We start from the raw sequence: 17,984 nt of genomic DNA, 5'->3' as shown, positions 1-17,984 counted from the left end.
ACCGCCGATTTGCGGGTCGAAGGTGATGGGAATGTCGACACCGGAGGACGGGGGAATGATGAAGGCGGAAGGGTGAAGAGTGAAGGACGGGGATCCGTTAGTTGTGACCTCGCTGATGGTGAGGTTGGCGGTGCCGTTGTTGGTGAGGGTGAAGGTATTGGTCTGGATTTGCAGGCCAATGATTAGGGAGCCGAAGTCCGTTCCGTTCGCCAACTGGAAGTCGGCGCTACTGGGGATCGCCATTCCATTGGTTCCGAGTAGGGTGAATTGCGGACCTAGGGCTGTGAAAGAGTGGGATACGGGGTTGGCGGCATTGTAATTGGCATTGCCGGATTGAACAGCCCGGACAGATGCTGTGCCGATGCCTGTGAAATAGGCCGTTGTATTGGTGATGGTTACGGGTCCGCTAACCACTTCGAAACCAACCGCCAGTTCACTTGTGGATGTGGCGGCGAGGGACAGCGTATTGGTCCAGAACAGGTCGGTGATGGACGGGAAGGCAATCGTCTGATCGGCCTTGGAAATGTTTGCGGTGAGCGTTGGCTGCGTAAGGGTATAGTTGGTCACCTGTGCGCCGCTGATGGTCATGTAGGTGGACACACTGATATTCGATCCGGCATGGGCGCTGGCAAACGTCCCGGTTGTTTTGTTTCCAAGGGTTATTGCATCGCTGCCTTGGATACCGACGAGTCCTCCGCCCTGAATGGTGGCTGCCGTGGTTCGATCATACGTTTTATTCTGTGCAACCGCACCGGTGACGGTTAGCGTGCGGGTGAGAATGGTCAGAAGGCCTGTGGCCTGTCCCTGATAAAGGGCTTCATTGACGGTTCCTGTCACGGCATACGTCCCGGCATTGGTGGGTGCCCAGGCATGGCCATTATACGTAATGAGTATGGTCATCCCGGCAGGCGCAGTTATGGCTGTAACCACTTTGGCTGCACTGTCATAGATTTGTGTGAGATTGGTCAGAGTTACAACCACATGGCCTTTTGCCACATTGAATGTCTGGGTGGTAGACGCCGGTTGATACCGGTTATCGCCGGCCTGATCAGCGGCCACGGTCACGGAACCGACCGCGCTGTACACCAGAGTCGTCGCGTTATCCAGCGAAGCACTTCCGGCTACCACACGGAAGGTGACATCCATACCCGATGAGGCCGTGGCCGAAAGGGCTGTCGTGTTGGTCACCGTCGTATCATCCGGTTTCGGGAATGTGACGGTTTGCGATGCTTTTACGCATGTGACAGATGCGGTCGCGGCCATGGATTCGTACATGGCATCGGACGCCTTGAATGCGCGCACCTGAATCGTGCCCGTGCCGGATTCCGCCACCAGATTGGTTTCATTATTCACGCTGCCCGGTCCGGAAAGCACCGCATAACTCACGGATCCGGTTCCGCTGCCACCGACCACAGAAAGCGTCTGCGTGGAAGCATACATCTGCGGCGTGGTCGGATCAAAGGTCAGCGCGTACTGCGGTGCTCGAGCCACGTCGAAGGTCTGCGTGACGGTAGACGCTGCGGCATAATTCACACTGCCTGTCTGAGTGGCCACGATGGTGACAGAGCCATGAGACTGATACGTCAGATTGGTCTGATCCGACAGGAGAGCGGCCCCGCTGACGACCTCAAAACGCACCGGAAGTCCGCTGGAGGCGGTGGCACTGAGCGGCGTTGTACTGGTGGTGACCTGCCCGCCCGGATTGTCAAAGGCGATGGTCTGCGCGGTTTTTGCGATGGTCAGTTCGAAGAGCATTTCGACTGGACTGTTCAGCGTGCCAGAGGCCGTAATGGCATTGGTGGCGCGATACGTTCCGGCATCCAGACCGGCGATGTCGACCGTGCCGGTGACGACCGTGACGACATCCGTTGCCTGCGTGCCGCTCCATGGCCGGAAGGTCAGCCAGTCGCTGCCGTTTGCCGAATAGCTGATCACATTTGTCCACGTGAACGCCTGCTGTCCTTTGTTGGTCAGCACATAGGTTTGCTCTGAGGGATTGCCGCCACCCCTGGTGGCTTGGTACGAAAGCTGCGCGGCGTTGATGCCGATTTCACCGGGTTTGATGCCGGAACCTGCAAAATTCACTTCAAACTGCGGCGTCACGCTGTCATTGGTGATGACGACCTGCATGGTCATCGGCCCGAGCGCGCCGGGGGCCCAGTTCACCAGGAAATTACTTGCCGAGTTGACTTCGACGCGGGACGGCAGATTGCTGATGGTCAACCAGGGCGATCCGGTTCCGGTCAGTCCCACACCGGAAATACCCAGCGGCATAGCACCGTTGTTGGTGATACTCAGCAGCAGGGAAACCGCTTCATTGGTGGCGACCGCGCCAAAGTCGGTACCAAACAGCACCGATGCCGACGCGTTGGTCGGTATTTCGTTGGTGCCGCGCAACAGCTTCATGCGCGGAACGTCAAGAATGGTCAGCGTGGCGGTTTCCAACCCGCTGTAAAGCACATTGGCGACAGCGGCGGTGACCGCATACGCGCCGGGTTCGGTCGGGGCGTCGGCATTGCCGTTGTACGTGAGCGTGATCGGCGAAACGACTGGCGTGGACGAGATGAACACGCTCTTCGGACTGCCATCGTACGTTTGTGTGAGGTTGCTGATGGTGATGGTGACCGGCACCTTGCTGACGGTGAAGGTGTTGGTGGCGCTTGCCGGTGCCCAGTCGCTGTCGCCAGCCTGTGAAGCCGTTACCACCACGTCGCCGCTGTTGGTGAAGGTAAGCGTCGTCAGGTTATTGAGCACCGCCGGACCGGATGCCACCGCAAAGTCCATGGACAATCCGCTGGACGCACTGGCTACCAGGGTCACAGTGCCGGTTGTCTGCTGATTGGCAATCGCCGTAAAATCAATGGATTGTGCCTTGGGAATGCAGGTCACTGCGGCGGTGGCGGCGATGGTGTTGTAATATGCATCGCCGAATTTTGTCGCAACCACGGTAATCGTACCGGTGCCGGCGGTAGCCAGCAGGTTTGTTTCACCGATAAGCTGGCCGGGGCCGGATTGCACCGCGAATGACACGACACCTGTTCCCGAACCGCCTGACAAGGAAAGTCCGTTGGTGGAGCCGTAGTTCTGCGGCGTGATGGGCGAGAAGGTCAGCGCGGCCTGTTCGGCACGACTTATGGTGTAGGTGTTGGTGACGGGCACGGCGGCGAACCACTTGTTATCGCCGACCTGCGACGCACGCACATATACGGTACCGGCACCCGTAAACGACAGGTTCGTGCTGCCCGAAAGCGACCCCGGACCGGACACCAACGCGAAGGATGGTTGCAATCCGCTCGACGGCTGTGCAGCCAGTCCCAGCACATTCGTGGTCAGGAATCCGCCGCTAGCCGGGGTAAAGTTGGTGATAACTTGTGTTTCCTTGAGGTATTCGAAGGCATTGGATTGGGTGGTCACGCCATAGCTGGTGGAATATACCACCACGTCGCCCGTTTGGGCGCCGGAGCTGGAAGCTCCAGCCACTACCACAATCTGCGTGGGCGACTGGCTGGCGATGCCGGATGCCACGATACCGCAGAGCGTCACGTTGGTAACGTCGCTGCCGTCGCACAGGTTCGTGCCGCTGATGACCACGTCGTAGCCGCCCGTCCAGGAACCGGAGGCGGGTTGCAAATGATCAATCTGACCCGCCGGATTGTAGGTGTAGGCGTATTGCAGCGTCGAGTCGCCGTGATCGGAGGTTTGGATGGTGAGGGAGACCGGGCCGGCGTTGGTGGCGGGGGGTAGCGTGATGGTGAACCAGTTGGGGCCGTGGGCTTCGAGTGTTGCCGACCAGACGGTCGGCGCTCCTACCAGCACATTGGTGATGTTGCCGAACGCGTAGGTGTTGGTGACCGTGATGGTGTTACCGCCCGCGAGCGGACCGGTTAGGGTGCTCATGCGTGACTGCACTTCGTAGGCGCCCATGTCCACGGTGTTCCAGGCGATGCGCTCGCGTCTGGCGAGATCGGTGGATGCCACATTGGTGGGCGCATACGTGTTGTCGCCGGTGTTGTAGCAGGGGGAACGGGGCGAAAGGGTGTCGTCGGCGTTCAGCAGCGGATCGCTGGTGATACAACCGTCGACGCCGTGGGTCAATCCATCGGAGGCGCAGGTGTTGCGAATGGCCGTGCCGCCACTGTTGTAGATGTCGTTCCCCGAGGTGGTCGCTGTATTGGCATAGACGATGCAGTTGTTGAGCGTACCGCCGTCGCTCAGATACACACCGCCGCCGTTGCCTGCAGCCGCATTGCCAGTCAGGGTGCAGTTGTTGAGTGTACCGCCCTGATACAAATAGACGCCCCCCATATTTCCTGCCGCCGTGTTGCCTCGAATGAGGGTGTTGTTGATTTGACCGCCGCGCCAGCAGTACGCGCCGCCGACTTCGTTGCCGGCTGAATTATTTTCGATGACGCAGGCATTGACCACGCTGCCTTCGTTAAGGCCCACGCCTCCGGAGCGGTCGCTGGAGTGGTTGCCACTAATGGTCGAGTTGAGCAATGTGCCGCCGAGGTATAACACCACGCCGCCGTGATCGTTGTGCGCTGCATTGCCGCTGACGACCAGATTCGAGGCCACGCAGTTGGTCATCATGAAGATGCCGCCGCCCGCCTGGTCAAAGTTGCCGTTGCCGGTCGTGGCCGTATAGCCGTTGGTTACCGTGAAGCCGTTCAGTGTCGCGCCGCCGCCAAGGAACACGCCGCGAATGGCATCCAGGTCGTTGCTGCCATTGGAACCCGCAGCACCTTCAATCACCGTGACCTCTGGCCCATTGACCGATTGTACGGTCGTCGCGTTGGTAACGCACACGCGATTGGTCAGCGCGTAACCGGGTGTTTTTGCTCCACCTTCGCTATAGATGCCGTTGGTTACCCATACCTGGCCGCCATTGCCCAGCAGGTCTACGGCCGACTGAATCGTGCGTTTAGCACTCGTCCAGTGTGCGCCACTGCCGCTGTTATCCGGTTGTGCTGCATTCACATACAACGTGGTTGGCGCGTCGAATGTGTACACGCCAACGAAGGTGATTTGTCCCTGCGATTGGGACTGCACGGTGATGTCTAGGGCGCCGGATGCCGCCGAATCCGGCACCACAAAGGTCACGGAGTCCGCGGTCTGACTGGTAATATCCGTGGTGCTGACACCGCCCATGATGATGTTGGTGATGTCGGTGCCATTGCCGATGCCTGTGCTATCCAGCGTGACGGTGTTTCCTCCGCCATAGGGCCCGGTGGTGGTCGAAATGTTATAGCATGCTCCACCCAGATTTAGCACGAAAGGCGAGATCGGTCCATCGTTGGTCATGCGAAGCGACACACTGAAATTTCCAACGGTTGTTGGTGCGAATATCGCTGTAAAGTTGCTTATGGCTCCTGCTGGTAGCGTGGCGGGCAATGCCGAGATCGTGAAGGGCGTTCCGGCAGTTTGAGCCGACAGATCGGTTGCGTCCAGTGTCAGCGTGGACGTGCCGCTGTTGGTGATGCTGAAGGTATTGGTCAACGACGCATTTGGTTTGAGCGAGCTGAACAGGGTGCCATTCGCGGACTGGAAGTCCACGCTACTCTCAACCACGGCTCCATTGGTTCCGAGGATGGTCAGTTGCGGCCCCGTGTAAGTGAAGGCGTTTGCGGCGACGGTATTTCCGTAACTTACGGACTGAATGACGATGTCGCCCGACATCACAGAGCTTGATGCTCCGGCCATAATCCAGACGCGGTCGGTGGTCTGACTCACAATGGTGGCCTGCATGCCGCACAGCGTGACGTTGGTGATGTCGCCGTTGCCCAGGTTTGAGCCGCTGATAACCACCGGATAGTTGCCCGTCCATGAGCCACTGGAGGGTGTAACGGGGGTTGTGTTTTCTTCTGTCAGGATGCGGATGCGCGGCAGGACGCTGATGGTGCTGCCCTGATTGAAGATATAGCTCGTATCATTGGCGTCTATACGATAGGCGAAACCGCGCGAATCAATGGCGTCGTAGGTCGTTTGTCCACAAAGGCAATAGTTGGTAGCCTTGGCAAAGGCAGTATCCACGATGATGTTGCTGGAGCCGTCCCATTCGAACGGCGTATCGAACGTAAGCATGTCGAATCCGCCGGCCGTTGCCACATAACCGGCATTGCTGTAGCAAACCGTCAAGTCTGTACCCTCCATGCCGCCCGACATATTCACCACATCGGAATGTTTCATGCGCACCAGGAAGCTTGGCAGCGCTTTGCTCTGTGTCGAGGAAACCACATCAAAGCCAAGTGCTACAATACGAGCCGGACCAGATAGACCGGCCGTAGCGAAATCGCTGGCCTGATAAAGGAACTGATAGTGGCTGGAATAGTAATAGAAGTAAATCGGGCTAAATGCGGAGGTGTATGGCGACACGACGTTCGTCAACGATCCGCTGCCGATGACATACGCCTGCGTGACAACGCCGCCGGGCGGGATATACCCCTGCGGGTTATACGTATAGGCATTGGCAAAGGTACTCTCGCCCAGACTGGTGGACTGAATCACGATATCCCCCGCGCCGCCGTTGGTTGAGGCGGTTCCCAAGGTGATTTCCACCCAGTTTGCGCCTTGTGATCCGACGGTCGCGGCATAGCCGCCGATGGTGATGTTGGTGATATCGCTGCCGCTGCCGATCAGACCGTTGGTCAGGATGATGGTGTTGCCGCCCGACCACGGGCCGGTGTTGGTGCTGGTCTGATAGACCTGTCCATAAAGCCCGAAATAGTAGTTGGGAACCGGGCTGTTGTTTTCGGTGTGGCAGATCGGATTAAAGGTGCCGATTTCCGAGGCGGTAAAGACCACGGGCACATTACTGGCAGTGCCGGGGTCAACCGTCAGTCCGGTCAGCGCCGACACGTCGAAATGCGCCGCGCCCGCGCCGCTGTTGGTGGCGGACGCAATCACCAGCGCTTCCGTGCCGGCATTAGTGACGGTCAGCATATTAGTGACAATGCTTCCAAACGGAATTGAGGTGAACGGCGGACTGCTCACCAGAATGCCCGCGCCGGTGTAGGTGAACACATTGCTGCCGACGGTGGTGCCGTAGCTGGTGGACTGCACCACGATGTCGCCGGTGCCGATGTTGGTGCTGCTTCCTGCCGTCACCCATACGTGGTCGACGTCCTGGCTGACGATGGTCGCCTGCACGCCGCAAAGGGTCACGTTGGTGATGTCGGAACCGTCGTTGATATTTTCACCGGCAATAACCACCGGATAGCCGCCCGTCCAGGAGCCGGAGGATGGCATTGCGGGGGGTGTGCCGCTGTAGCCGCTGATGCGCATGCAGTTGAGCATGTTGCCAAGGGCTTGGGACTTAAACAACACCACGGAGAGAGCGCCGTTAGAGGGTGTCGCATCAGCCCAAGTCACGTAGTTGCTTTGCGAATTGTAGACATCCATCACATTGATATCTTTGCCGGCATTGGTGTTCCCACCAGAGGGCCAGTTGCCGTAATTGGCGTTGTCCGCAGGGATCCCGGGCTGATAAATTCCCGCATGCAGGGTGTCGCTGTTCGGATAGCTGCTTGAACTATAGGCATTCACCACATCGACCCGGTAGCTACTGCCCTGCAGATTGGTAATTACCACGTAATTCGTATTCAGACTGGAACTATTAACATAAACAAATGTATCCGCTGCCCCCTCGGCAATCCAGTCGTAACCCTGTGGACCCCAACCGCTCGTTGTACCCGACGAGTAACCAAATGGCTTGAGGTACACACCGGCGGCGGTTCCATTCGTGGTTTGCAGTTCTTTCCAGTCGTTGTCCCTCGCGATCTGCGTCCAGGTGTAGGTGCCGTCGGGCGAGGTATAGGCAGGATAAGCAGAACTGATCGTTGATCGGAATTCGATGCGGTATTCTTCATAATCCGCCTGTTCGATGCGGCCCTGCGGGTTGTAGGTGTAGGCGTTCGCGAGGAGAATGTCGCCGTATTCCACGGTTTGCAGGGTGATGTCGGTGAGGTTGGCGTTGGTGGCGGGGGGCATGGTGAGGGTTACGTAGGAGGAGCCAGAATCTTCTATAGATGCCGAGCCGACGCTCGGCGCTCCCACGATGGCGTTCGTGATCGTCCCGAAATGGCCGTTGGTGATGGTGACGGTGTTGCCGCCCGCGAGCGGGCCGTTGTCGGGGGTGACGCTGAAGACGCGCACGGTGTTGGTGACATCGGGTGCGGCGTTGTAGTTTGCACTGCCGGTCTGCGAAGCCACCACCAGCACATCGCCGATGCCGGTGAAGGTGAGGTTGGTGGTATCAAGCGTTCCGGGTCCGGAGCCAACAGCGAAGGTCACCGGATTGCCAGACGCGCCGCCGGTAGCGGAGATGCCGACGGTGGCGTTGGTTTTTTGCGCGGCGATTTGCGGGAAGGTGATGGTTTGCGAGCCTTTGGTGATTTCCAGGGTGCCGGTGGTCGAGCCGTAGATCAGCGCGTCGGTGATGGTGGCGACGACTTCATAGGAGCCCACGTTGGTGGGACCTGCGCTGAGTCCGTCGTAGGTGATCGTGTGCGACAGGCCGATCGGGCTGGTGATCACATCCACGGTGATGGCGCCGCCGGTATAGCCCTGTGTGAGGTTGGTGAGCGTGATCTGGCCGGGAGCGCGGATGACATCCCAGCTTTGGGTGACAGGGGGTGCGGCATTGTAGTTAAGATTGCCGACCTGCGATGCGGCCACCACGACGGTACCGGTCGAGGTATAGTTCAGATAGGTCTTATAGGCCATATTTGTGAGGACTCCCGGCCCGCTGATGAGGGTATAAGTCGGGGCGAGTCCGCTGTTGACGGTGGCATCCAGCAGGGTTTCGTTGGTGTAGGTTTGGGTGCCGGGATTCGTCCAGGTGATGGTTTGGGCGATGGGGGCGACCACAAGGCTTACCCGTACAAGCTGCGGGCTGTTGGTGGCGGTGGCGCACCAGACGCTGACGGTGGCGGTGTGTGTGCCGGCATTCAGTCCGGTCAGGCTGACGGCATTGGTGATCGTCTGCGACGCCGATGCATTGAGCGAGCCGGTTTCCGGCGCGACCGTCAACCAGTTTTCGCCGAACGATGCATAGGCGATGGTGTTGCTGAATGCCAGCGTGTCGCCGCCGGTATTGCTGACAGTGAAGGTCTGCGCTGCGGGGACTGAACCGCCATAGGAGGCGCTGAACGTGAGGGAGGTCGTTGAAAGCCCCAGTCCCGAACCGCTACCGTAGCTTTTCACATTGTATACACTGACGGTGTTGCCAAGGAAGTCGGGCGCGTAGGGGTCTATGGCGACGTTGTCGCGGAAGATGAGTTCGCCAAGCTGATCGCCACCCTGCGAGGCGCAGACTACGGTGATTTGTCCGGTGGCGCCGATCGCCAGTTCATTGGTCGGGAAGGCGGTGACGGTGAAGGATGGTCCGCCCTGCCCTGCTCCGTCAATGGCGGTGAGGGTTAGCGGTGCGTTGCCGGTGTTGCGGATGCCGAAGATGTTGGTGCGGGACTGACTGACCATCATGCTGCCGAAGTCGGTGCCGTTGGCTGCGCTGGCCGCGCTCCCGGGTGCAATGTCCGCGCCATTGGTGCCGATCAGGGTAATCGCGCCGCGCAGGTAGGTGAAGCCGTTGGATGCGATCACCAATCCGTAGGTGGCCGAGCGGATTTCCACGTTGCCGGTTTGGAATCCGGAGCTGGAAGCTCCGGCTACCACGACAATCTGTGTGGACGATACGCTGACCACTTCGGCGGTTGTGCCGCAGAGGGTAACCCATTCCACGTCGTTCGACGCTTCGCCGCACAGGTTCGTACCGCGAAGGGTCACTTCATAGCCGCCCGCTGGATAGCCGCTAATGGGCGAGACACCGCCGTCGGTCATGCGCCAGAGATTGGAATGCAGTGGAAGGATTGTGTCCATGCCACCCGCCACATACGCCGCGCCGCGCCAGAAAGTGGCCGCCGAAGCATACAGGTTGGTCGGCATCACGCTGGCGGAACTCCAGCCGATGCCATCGTAGCGGTACGCCGAATCTTTGACCGCCGCGCCGTCCGACCCACCGAATGCGTACACGCGGTTATTGAGCGTGGCCGCGCCTGCGCCGAACAGCACGGATGGCAATCCCGGTTCGTTCACCCAGGAGCTGCCATTGAAACTATACTGATTGAACGTTGCCGCGCTGCCGTCATTGCGTCCGCCGAACGCATAAAGTTTTCCGTTGCGCACCGCACCGCCCTGTTCACTGCGGGCGGCTGGCAATCCGGCTGTCGGCGTCCAGCTCGTGCCGTCGAAGAGGTAGGCATTCGTGCGATAGGTGTCCGAAGCATCCTGTCCGCCTGCCACGACGATGTTTCCGTCGACCACACCGGCCACGCCCTTCGTAACCGCACCCGGCAATCCGGCAACCTGCGTCCAGTTAGTGCCGTTAAAGGAATAAACATTCGTGACGGCAGTATTCGTGAACGAGCCGCCGATGTAATAGGCAAGTCCGTTCAGCACGATGCCCGCGCCCGCGCTGCGTGCTTCCGGAAGGCTTGGCGCGTCATGCCAGCGATAGCCGTCGAAGCGATATACGTTGGTCACGCTCTCGTAGGCTGTATCCAGACCACCCGCCACATAAAGCTGATCGTTCAGCACGAAGGCCGCATGCTGGTAAAGTGCCTGAGGCAGCCCCGGCAGTTCTTCCCACGCAAAGTCCGACCCGTAAATCACCGGCGCGGGCGCATAGGTATAGGCATTGGGCAGCGTCGTTTCGCCGAGGATCGTCGAAATCACTACGATGTCAACCAGTCCCGCCGCATGACCCGGCATGGCGATGCGCACCCAGTTTTCGCCCTGCGCAATGGGAACAACGCTCATGCCGCCGACGATCACCTCCGTGATGTCGCCAAAGCCCATCTGCGCTCCGTTGGTAATCGTTACCACCTGTCCGCCCTCTTCCGCGCCGACCGTGGCGGACAAAGCCCACGCCGTACCGGCGACATTCATCGAGGCATGGCCCAAATCGCTTTCGAGCACCAGCGTGGCGGACGGGTTGCCGCCCGACTGCGGCTGGAACACCACCGCGAAATTGGACACCGCATGGACGTCGAGCGTCAGGCTCGTTGGCGACACGCTGAAGACGTTCGCCTGCGCACCGGTGAAGCTCATGGAGGAAATCGTGACCGCGCTGCCGATGTTGTTGGTGATGGCAAACACGTTGGTGATGGCCGCGCCGCCGCCTGCATTATCAAACAGCGTACCGTTCTCTTCGCGGGGTTCGCTGCCGCTGGCGATGAGCGAACCGTCCGTGCCCAGCACCGAGTAGGCGCCCGCATAACGGAAAGCATCCGCCAGCGTGGAAATCCCGTGCGAGGTCGAATAAATGGTCACCGCCCCCGACATCTCGCCCGGTGCTGCGCCTGCGCGCACCACCACCTGCGTGGCGCTCATGCTGACGATTTCCGCGGCTTCCACGCCGCACAGTGTCACGCTGGTCACATCATCCGCGCACAGATCGCGTCCGCTGATGACCACTTCGTAGCCGCCGGTGGTGATGCCGATGCTCGGCGTAACGCCTTGCGTGCCAAAGGAGGCCCGCACCCCGAGTTGATAAAGGTTATACGACGCGGTGCCGCCGGTGAACAGATAGGACTGATCCGTGGTGCCATACAGAAAGCGCCCCTGGTATGCATAGTCCGGAGCGTAGAAATAATACGCGCGCCCGCTTTGCGAGGAAGTGCCAACCGGCGAAAACGCGGAATCGAGGATAATATTCTGCTGGCCATCCCATTCGAACGTCGTGGTCAAATCCAGCATATCGAAATCGCCAGCAATCGGAGCATAACTGGCGTTGCTGTAGCACACGCTCAGTCCGCTCGAATCAAAACCGGCGCTCATATTCGTTGCGGTGGTGTGCTTGAGGCGGAACAGGAAATTCGGCAGCGCGCTCGCCGGGGATTGGTATACATTGAACCCTAGGGCCGAGATGGTGGCCGGGCCTTCGATGCCTGCCGCTGCCAGTTGGTCGGCCGTATAGACAAACTGAAAATGGCGCGATTTATAATAAACATTGATCGGCGCATGCTGGGTGGTGCTGTCGATACGCTCCGGGCCGCCGATGGAAAATCCGTCATCAACCACCCGGTTAATCCAGCCCGCAGGATTGTAGGTGTAGGCCGACGGCAGGGTGTATGAACCGTCGGATGTTTGCAGCACGATGTCCACCGTACCCGCGTTGGTCGCGGAGGGCATGATCAGGGAGAGCCAGTTTGTGCCGGATGATGCCGGCGAGACGCCGGCGCTCCCAACCAGCACATTCGTCACCGTGCCCACCGCGAGATTGGTCAGGACGAGCGTGTTGCCGCCCGCGTACGGTCCGTTGTTCGTGGAGAGACCTGCCGCCACACATTCCAGATTCAGCACAAATGGATTGTTCGCGGTGCTGTTGTTGGCCACCTGCACGGCAGCCGTAAATGTGCCGGACACCGCCGGAGAAAACACCACCTGCACCGTGCCGGTCTGACCCGCCGCCAGCGACGACGGCCAGATGCACTCGAACGCCGACGCGCCAGAACCATTGGTCTGCACACCCGTGATATTCAGCGTCACATCGCCCGGATTGACCAGGGTAAACGTATTCGTGAGGCGCTGTCCCGCCGCCAGCATCGAACGGGTGCCCGCTTCGGTTGCCGCCGGACTTGCGTTCGAGAACAGGCTGCCGGTCAGATCATACAACGCCAACCCGGCACCACCGGTGTAGGTGAACACATTGGATGCCGTGATGATGCCATAATCGTACGTATAGACCATCGCGTCACCCGTCCCCGCCCCGACAGCCGTCGTCACCACGATCTGGGTGGACGACACGCTGTTGATGGATGCCACGTCCACGCCGCAGATCGTGACGCGATAGACATCGTCCGCCGAACCGTTGCCCAGGTTGAAGCCGTGGATCGTCACCTGCGTGCCGCCCGCCGCCGGACCGGTCTGGGGTGCAAGGCCGTTGGTCAGGGCGAACTCAAAGAAGGCGACGTTGGTCGCACCGGTCATGAAATTGGTGTTAACGCCAATCCGGGGGAACAAGCCGCCGGCATAAATGCCGCGCGGTGTTTTGAACAGCGAATTGATGTGCCATGCGTTGAGGCCGTACTCACCATAATTTGTAGTCAGTCCCTGCGTGCCGATGGCGCTCCAGGACGTGCCGTCGAACGCGGCCACGCACGAATAATTGCTGCCCGGCGGTGCCGGCGTGTACCACATTTGAACACCCGCCGCGAACAGGTATTGCCCGTCGGTACAAAGCGCGCGCGTTCCGGTGTTGTCTTTATTCATCATGTTACGCATGCCCACGAAGCCCGGAACGTTTTGCCAGCCGGGGTAATACGAGGTGCCGTCACGATACAACAACTGCATTTTGCCGCTGTCCGCGGTATACGGATCACAAAACGCCTGCCCCGCATAGTATTTCCCTTTGAACTCGCAAAAGGAGAGGGCGCGCGCGGAGTAGGAGTCGGCATAATCATTCGTATCCACCCAGCCGGCATCCGGCCAGTCCGATCCGCTCCAGTACTGCACCGGATTGGCATAATGATTCACCTGCCAGGGCCGCTCGCCGCTGCGGTACAACCGTCCCATATAGGTTCCCAGCGCATAGACGGTTGCGGTGTAGCTGTTGTCGGCCAGCGCCGTCCAGCTTGAGCCGTTGTAGCGGAACACATCCGGTGCTCCCGGATAGGAGTAGTGATAATCCGCGGCGTACAGGTTGGTGCCGTCGTGGTGCAACGCACGGCACCACGGTTCGGTGTTGGCCGTGACCGAAGTGTAGGTGAGCGGAGTCCAATCCTGCCTGGATCCGCGCAGAATGGGGGCTCTTTTTCCCACCTGCCCATAATAATTCGTGAGGTTCAGTCCCCCGACATAGAGATGATCCCCCTGCCGGGTCATACTGGTTACATAAGTTGCCTTGATGCCCGTTTCGTTCCACCTTCCATTTTCGAAGTAGGCCACTTGCGAATCACTATAGAATCCATCCATGTCAAGCTCGCCGGCAACATATAGCCTGCCATCCGGCCCGAATGCCATGGCATAAATATCCTCTCGGGATGTAGTCATGCTAAACCCCAAATTTTTCCAGATGCCCTGCCAGACGTTCGACTGGATATCGGGGCGTCCGATGAACGCCTTGTCGCGATAGACATAGCCCAGATTTGTCCAGTAGCCGCAGGAGTACGTGACTTCCCCGTGTCCTTCGGTGTAGAGCCTGACGTTGGTGACGGACATGAACGCCCATTCCGCCGGCGGCATCAGGAACGTCACGCTGTTGGAGCCCTGCGCGGTCACGGCCACGGCCTGCCCGTTGACGTAGGCGCTGGTCACATTTACGCCGCCGCCGAAGTCCGCGTAGCTGAGCGTCACGGGATTTCCGCCGCTGGCCGTGCCGGCATTGGTGCTGAATGCATAGACATTCGACGCGCCGATGTAGCGGAACATATCCCATTTATAGGCGTATCCGTACTTTTTAGATTGGATTTCCGAGATACGTCCCGCGCCAAAGCCCGCGCCCGCAATCACGATCACCTGCGTCGGCATCGCGCTCACGATGGATGCCACGTTGACCCCCGCCAGCTTCACATAGTCCAGATCATCCGCGTCGCTGCACAGGTTCAAGCCCCGGATAATAACCTGATAACCGCCCGTGTAGGAACCGGAGTTCGGCGTCGCGCTGCTTAGCGTCGGCGGGCTGTTGAAATAGAACGAGTTGAGCAGCGAGCGGTGTTGGATGGCGTCCCTAACCGCGCCGTCCTGCCAGCCGGTTGTTACGCCCACGTTGGGCGTCGTGATCCGCATCCAGTTCGTGCCCATCGCCGTGATCGCGCCGCTTATGCCTCTGAATGAAATGCCCGCTACGGTGCCCAGGGAGCCGAAGGTCATGTTGCTCAGCGTGATCGTGGTGCCCCCGGCATACGGTCCTTCCATCGGCGACACGGTAATCGCTTCCGCCAGCAGGTTCAGCCGGAACGGACTGTTGCTGCTGCTGTGATAGAACAGGAGGGTGGCCTCGGCATTCACCGGTACGTCCGAGCTGAACGCCACCCGCAGCGTGCCTTTGGCATTCGCCGCCACCTGCGCCGGACATTCCACCACCTTGAAATACGCCGCGCCCGGCCCGGTCGTTGCCACCATGCTGATTTGCACAGGCATGATGCCCGCGTTGGTAATCGCAAACAGCCGCTCGCCGACGCGCCCCGACGCGACGTACCCGAAATCGTTGCCGTATTTCGTCTCGGGCGTGCCCCCGCTCAGCGCCGACGCGCCGGTATTCGTCCACACCACGCCGAACTTCGCCCCGCCATACGCAAAACTGTTGTATGAAATGGCGCGTCCGTGCGAAATGGAATCCACAATCACATTTCCCTTGCCCTCGCCTCCCGCGCCGGTCTTGACGACCAGTTGCGTCGTGCCATTCAAGGCCCAATCCGTCGCCGCAATTCCGCAGATCGTCACATTCGTCAGGTCCGCGAGATTCCCGTTGCCCAGATACCTGCCCTTGATCGTCACGGAGACCCCCGCGCCTTCCGCACTCTTCGGGCTCACCGAAGAAATATAGGGCGTCGGATTGACCTGGTAGCAGGCGCGCATCGTTTTCGTGCCGATGGAAACGGACGAGATGGCGATGTCCTTCAAGCCCGTCGAGGACTGCGCCGGAACAACAAACGTCACCCAGTTCGCGCCCTGATCCAGAATATCCGCGTTCCTGCCGTCCACCGTTACCTGCGTGATGTCCGCGCCGCCGCCCAGCGCGCCGTTGGTGATCGTTACCGTGTTGCCGCCTACCTTCGGACCGTTGTCAGGATTGATCACATAGCCGTATCCGCGTAGATTCATCACAAACGGACTCCACGCCTTATGATCGTAAAGCGTCAGCGTAGCCGTTTCCGTTGCGTAGGATGCCACATCGAATGTCACTGTAAAATTCGTGCTTTCCCCGACCGCCAGCGTCTCCGGAATCCCCGCCACCTGGAATTGGCTGGAGCCTGTCAGCGCATTGGTCAGCAGCGTAATGTTGCTTGGACCTCCATTGTATACGGTAAACTGCTGCGTCACCACGGAGCCGACCAATCGTCCACCGAAATCGGTCAACTCGGCAATGGATGCCGCACCGTCATCCGTCACATTGGTCACCAGCGCCACGCCGTCGTAATAGACTGCCCGGAAGGAACCCGCCGCCGATGCCGTTTCCTCCGACGAGGTCGCCGACAGCGTAACGGACGCCACCTGCCCCACCGAAACCACCGCCGGACACGTAACCGTGATCGGCACATTCATCGACTGCCCCTGACTCAGGTTAAAGCTCGTTGATCCATTGATGACCGCCGTCCAGCCCGCCAAATCCACGCTCGCGGCCAACGTTCCGGACGATGTCGTATCGCCCGCATTTTCCAATACGCCCGTCACAATCATTGAAGTGCCGATCTCGCCACCGGTCAGGGTCGCCCCCAGCGATGCGCCCACCGCCATGGTTTCCCCTGCATTGATGGTGACCGACTGCCCCGGCGACAGCGATCCCAGATTCCACTGCACGGCATAGCCGTTATCCGTGGAATAATTCGCGTCGATCGTCTGGTTCAACGCCCCCTGCGCCACCAGGCCCGCCACCGTTCCGTAATTCGCGCTCGCATAATCATTCGGCTTGGTCGACGCGCTGCCCAGCGTCTGGTAAATCAGCCGGTCCGGATTATCCTGCGACGGCTTCTGCACCCCCACCACGCCCTGCGAACTGTTCCAGAATCCGCCACCCGCATCCGAATAGCCCAGATACGTATCCTGCCCATGGAACAGCTTCACATTGCTCAGCGCACTGCCGCTGGTGTTCTCCACCACAAACACATAACTCTCGGTTTTCGACGGCGAGACGTATGTCGTCCGCATCGTCAGCTTCACCGAGCCACCCGTCCAAATGCGTTCATTCACCGTCGAACTGATATTCTCGTTCTTGGTGCATGTCATCGCCGTTCCCTGATAATAACCCGCGGTATACTTAAACGTCCCCCCCTGCTCGTAATGCACCATGCTGCTTTTGTTGTCGGAAAACGTCTGCTGCTTCCATGTCCCGTCCAGATAGGCATACACGCGCATGCCGCTGTTATTGCACTCAATTTTCAGCGAGCCCTCAACCTCACTACCACCCAGCGTGGCAGCCTGAATCTGACCCAAAAAGAGGAGGAAACAGGTAAAAATCAGTGTAACTAAAAAGTTCCAATGGTTGGAACTTTTTAAAAGACGTTTCCAAGGCATTGTTTCTCTCATCGTTCTCTCCACGTTCATGCAAAAAGCCGCTACGGTATTTAAGGTATTTAAGGTATTTTAAGTCACCGCAACAGTCAAAATACAGACAACGATAAGAAAAGAAAAGAATAATATTTGTGGGATAAAAAGCTTGTCCCTTTGTTTTCTTCGGGTAAATCGGTTTTGTAACTATTTCGCTCATTGAATTAGGATCGTCACCCGGCTCTTCTGACCGTCGATACGTTCAATCTCAATCAAGCCGGCTTTGTCGATGACTTGCAGGGCGCGGCGGATAGTTGATTCATCGATGTATTTGCGAGAGCAAAGGAACCGAGAGCAAAGGGAGCAAAGGGACAGACTAATATCCCTCACACTTCATGCACATATACGGAAAAAACTACCTCTCCGCAGACGTGCGGAGCGTACGCACAGCAAAAAGATCCCCTACTCCATCTTTAACCCGCCGTCGCCCCTGTTTTCGCTTCGGACCAAAGTAATCCCGGTTTTCTGCGAAGAATTCTTCCACAAACTCCTTACTTCCCAGCACCTGACCATCCGTAAAATACCGGCAACGACACATCAACCGCTCAAAATTTGTCAGTTTGGTACGATTTTTCATCTTTTCACGTAACAAATCCTGATCCATATACACCAAATTACGATTATTTCGCACTTCCTCATACATCAAAACATGCTCAAAATACGATTCAGAGGCCGATTTCCAATCATTTCCGCTCAAAACTTCGCTTGCAATGCGTTCA

The 17,984-nt window shown here is 58.7% G+C and carries 1 protein-coding gene; it reads right to left on the bottom strand.

The window, feature by feature from the left end; genetic code table 11:
• The coding region (locus EOL86_05575) for a choice-of-anchor D domain-containing protein (GenBank protein ID NCD25043.1) at window positions 1–17,262 on the bottom strand (17,262 nt) is incomplete at its 3' end.
• Window positions 17,263–17,984 lie beyond the last annotated feature (722 nt).

The sequence above is a fragment of the Deltaproteobacteria bacterium genome, assembly GCA_009930495.1.
GTDB lineage: Bacteria > Desulfobacterota > Desulfovibrionia > Desulfovibrionales > Desulfomicrobiaceae > Desulfomicrobium.
This window is presented reverse-complemented; position numbering and strand designations above follow the sequence as displayed.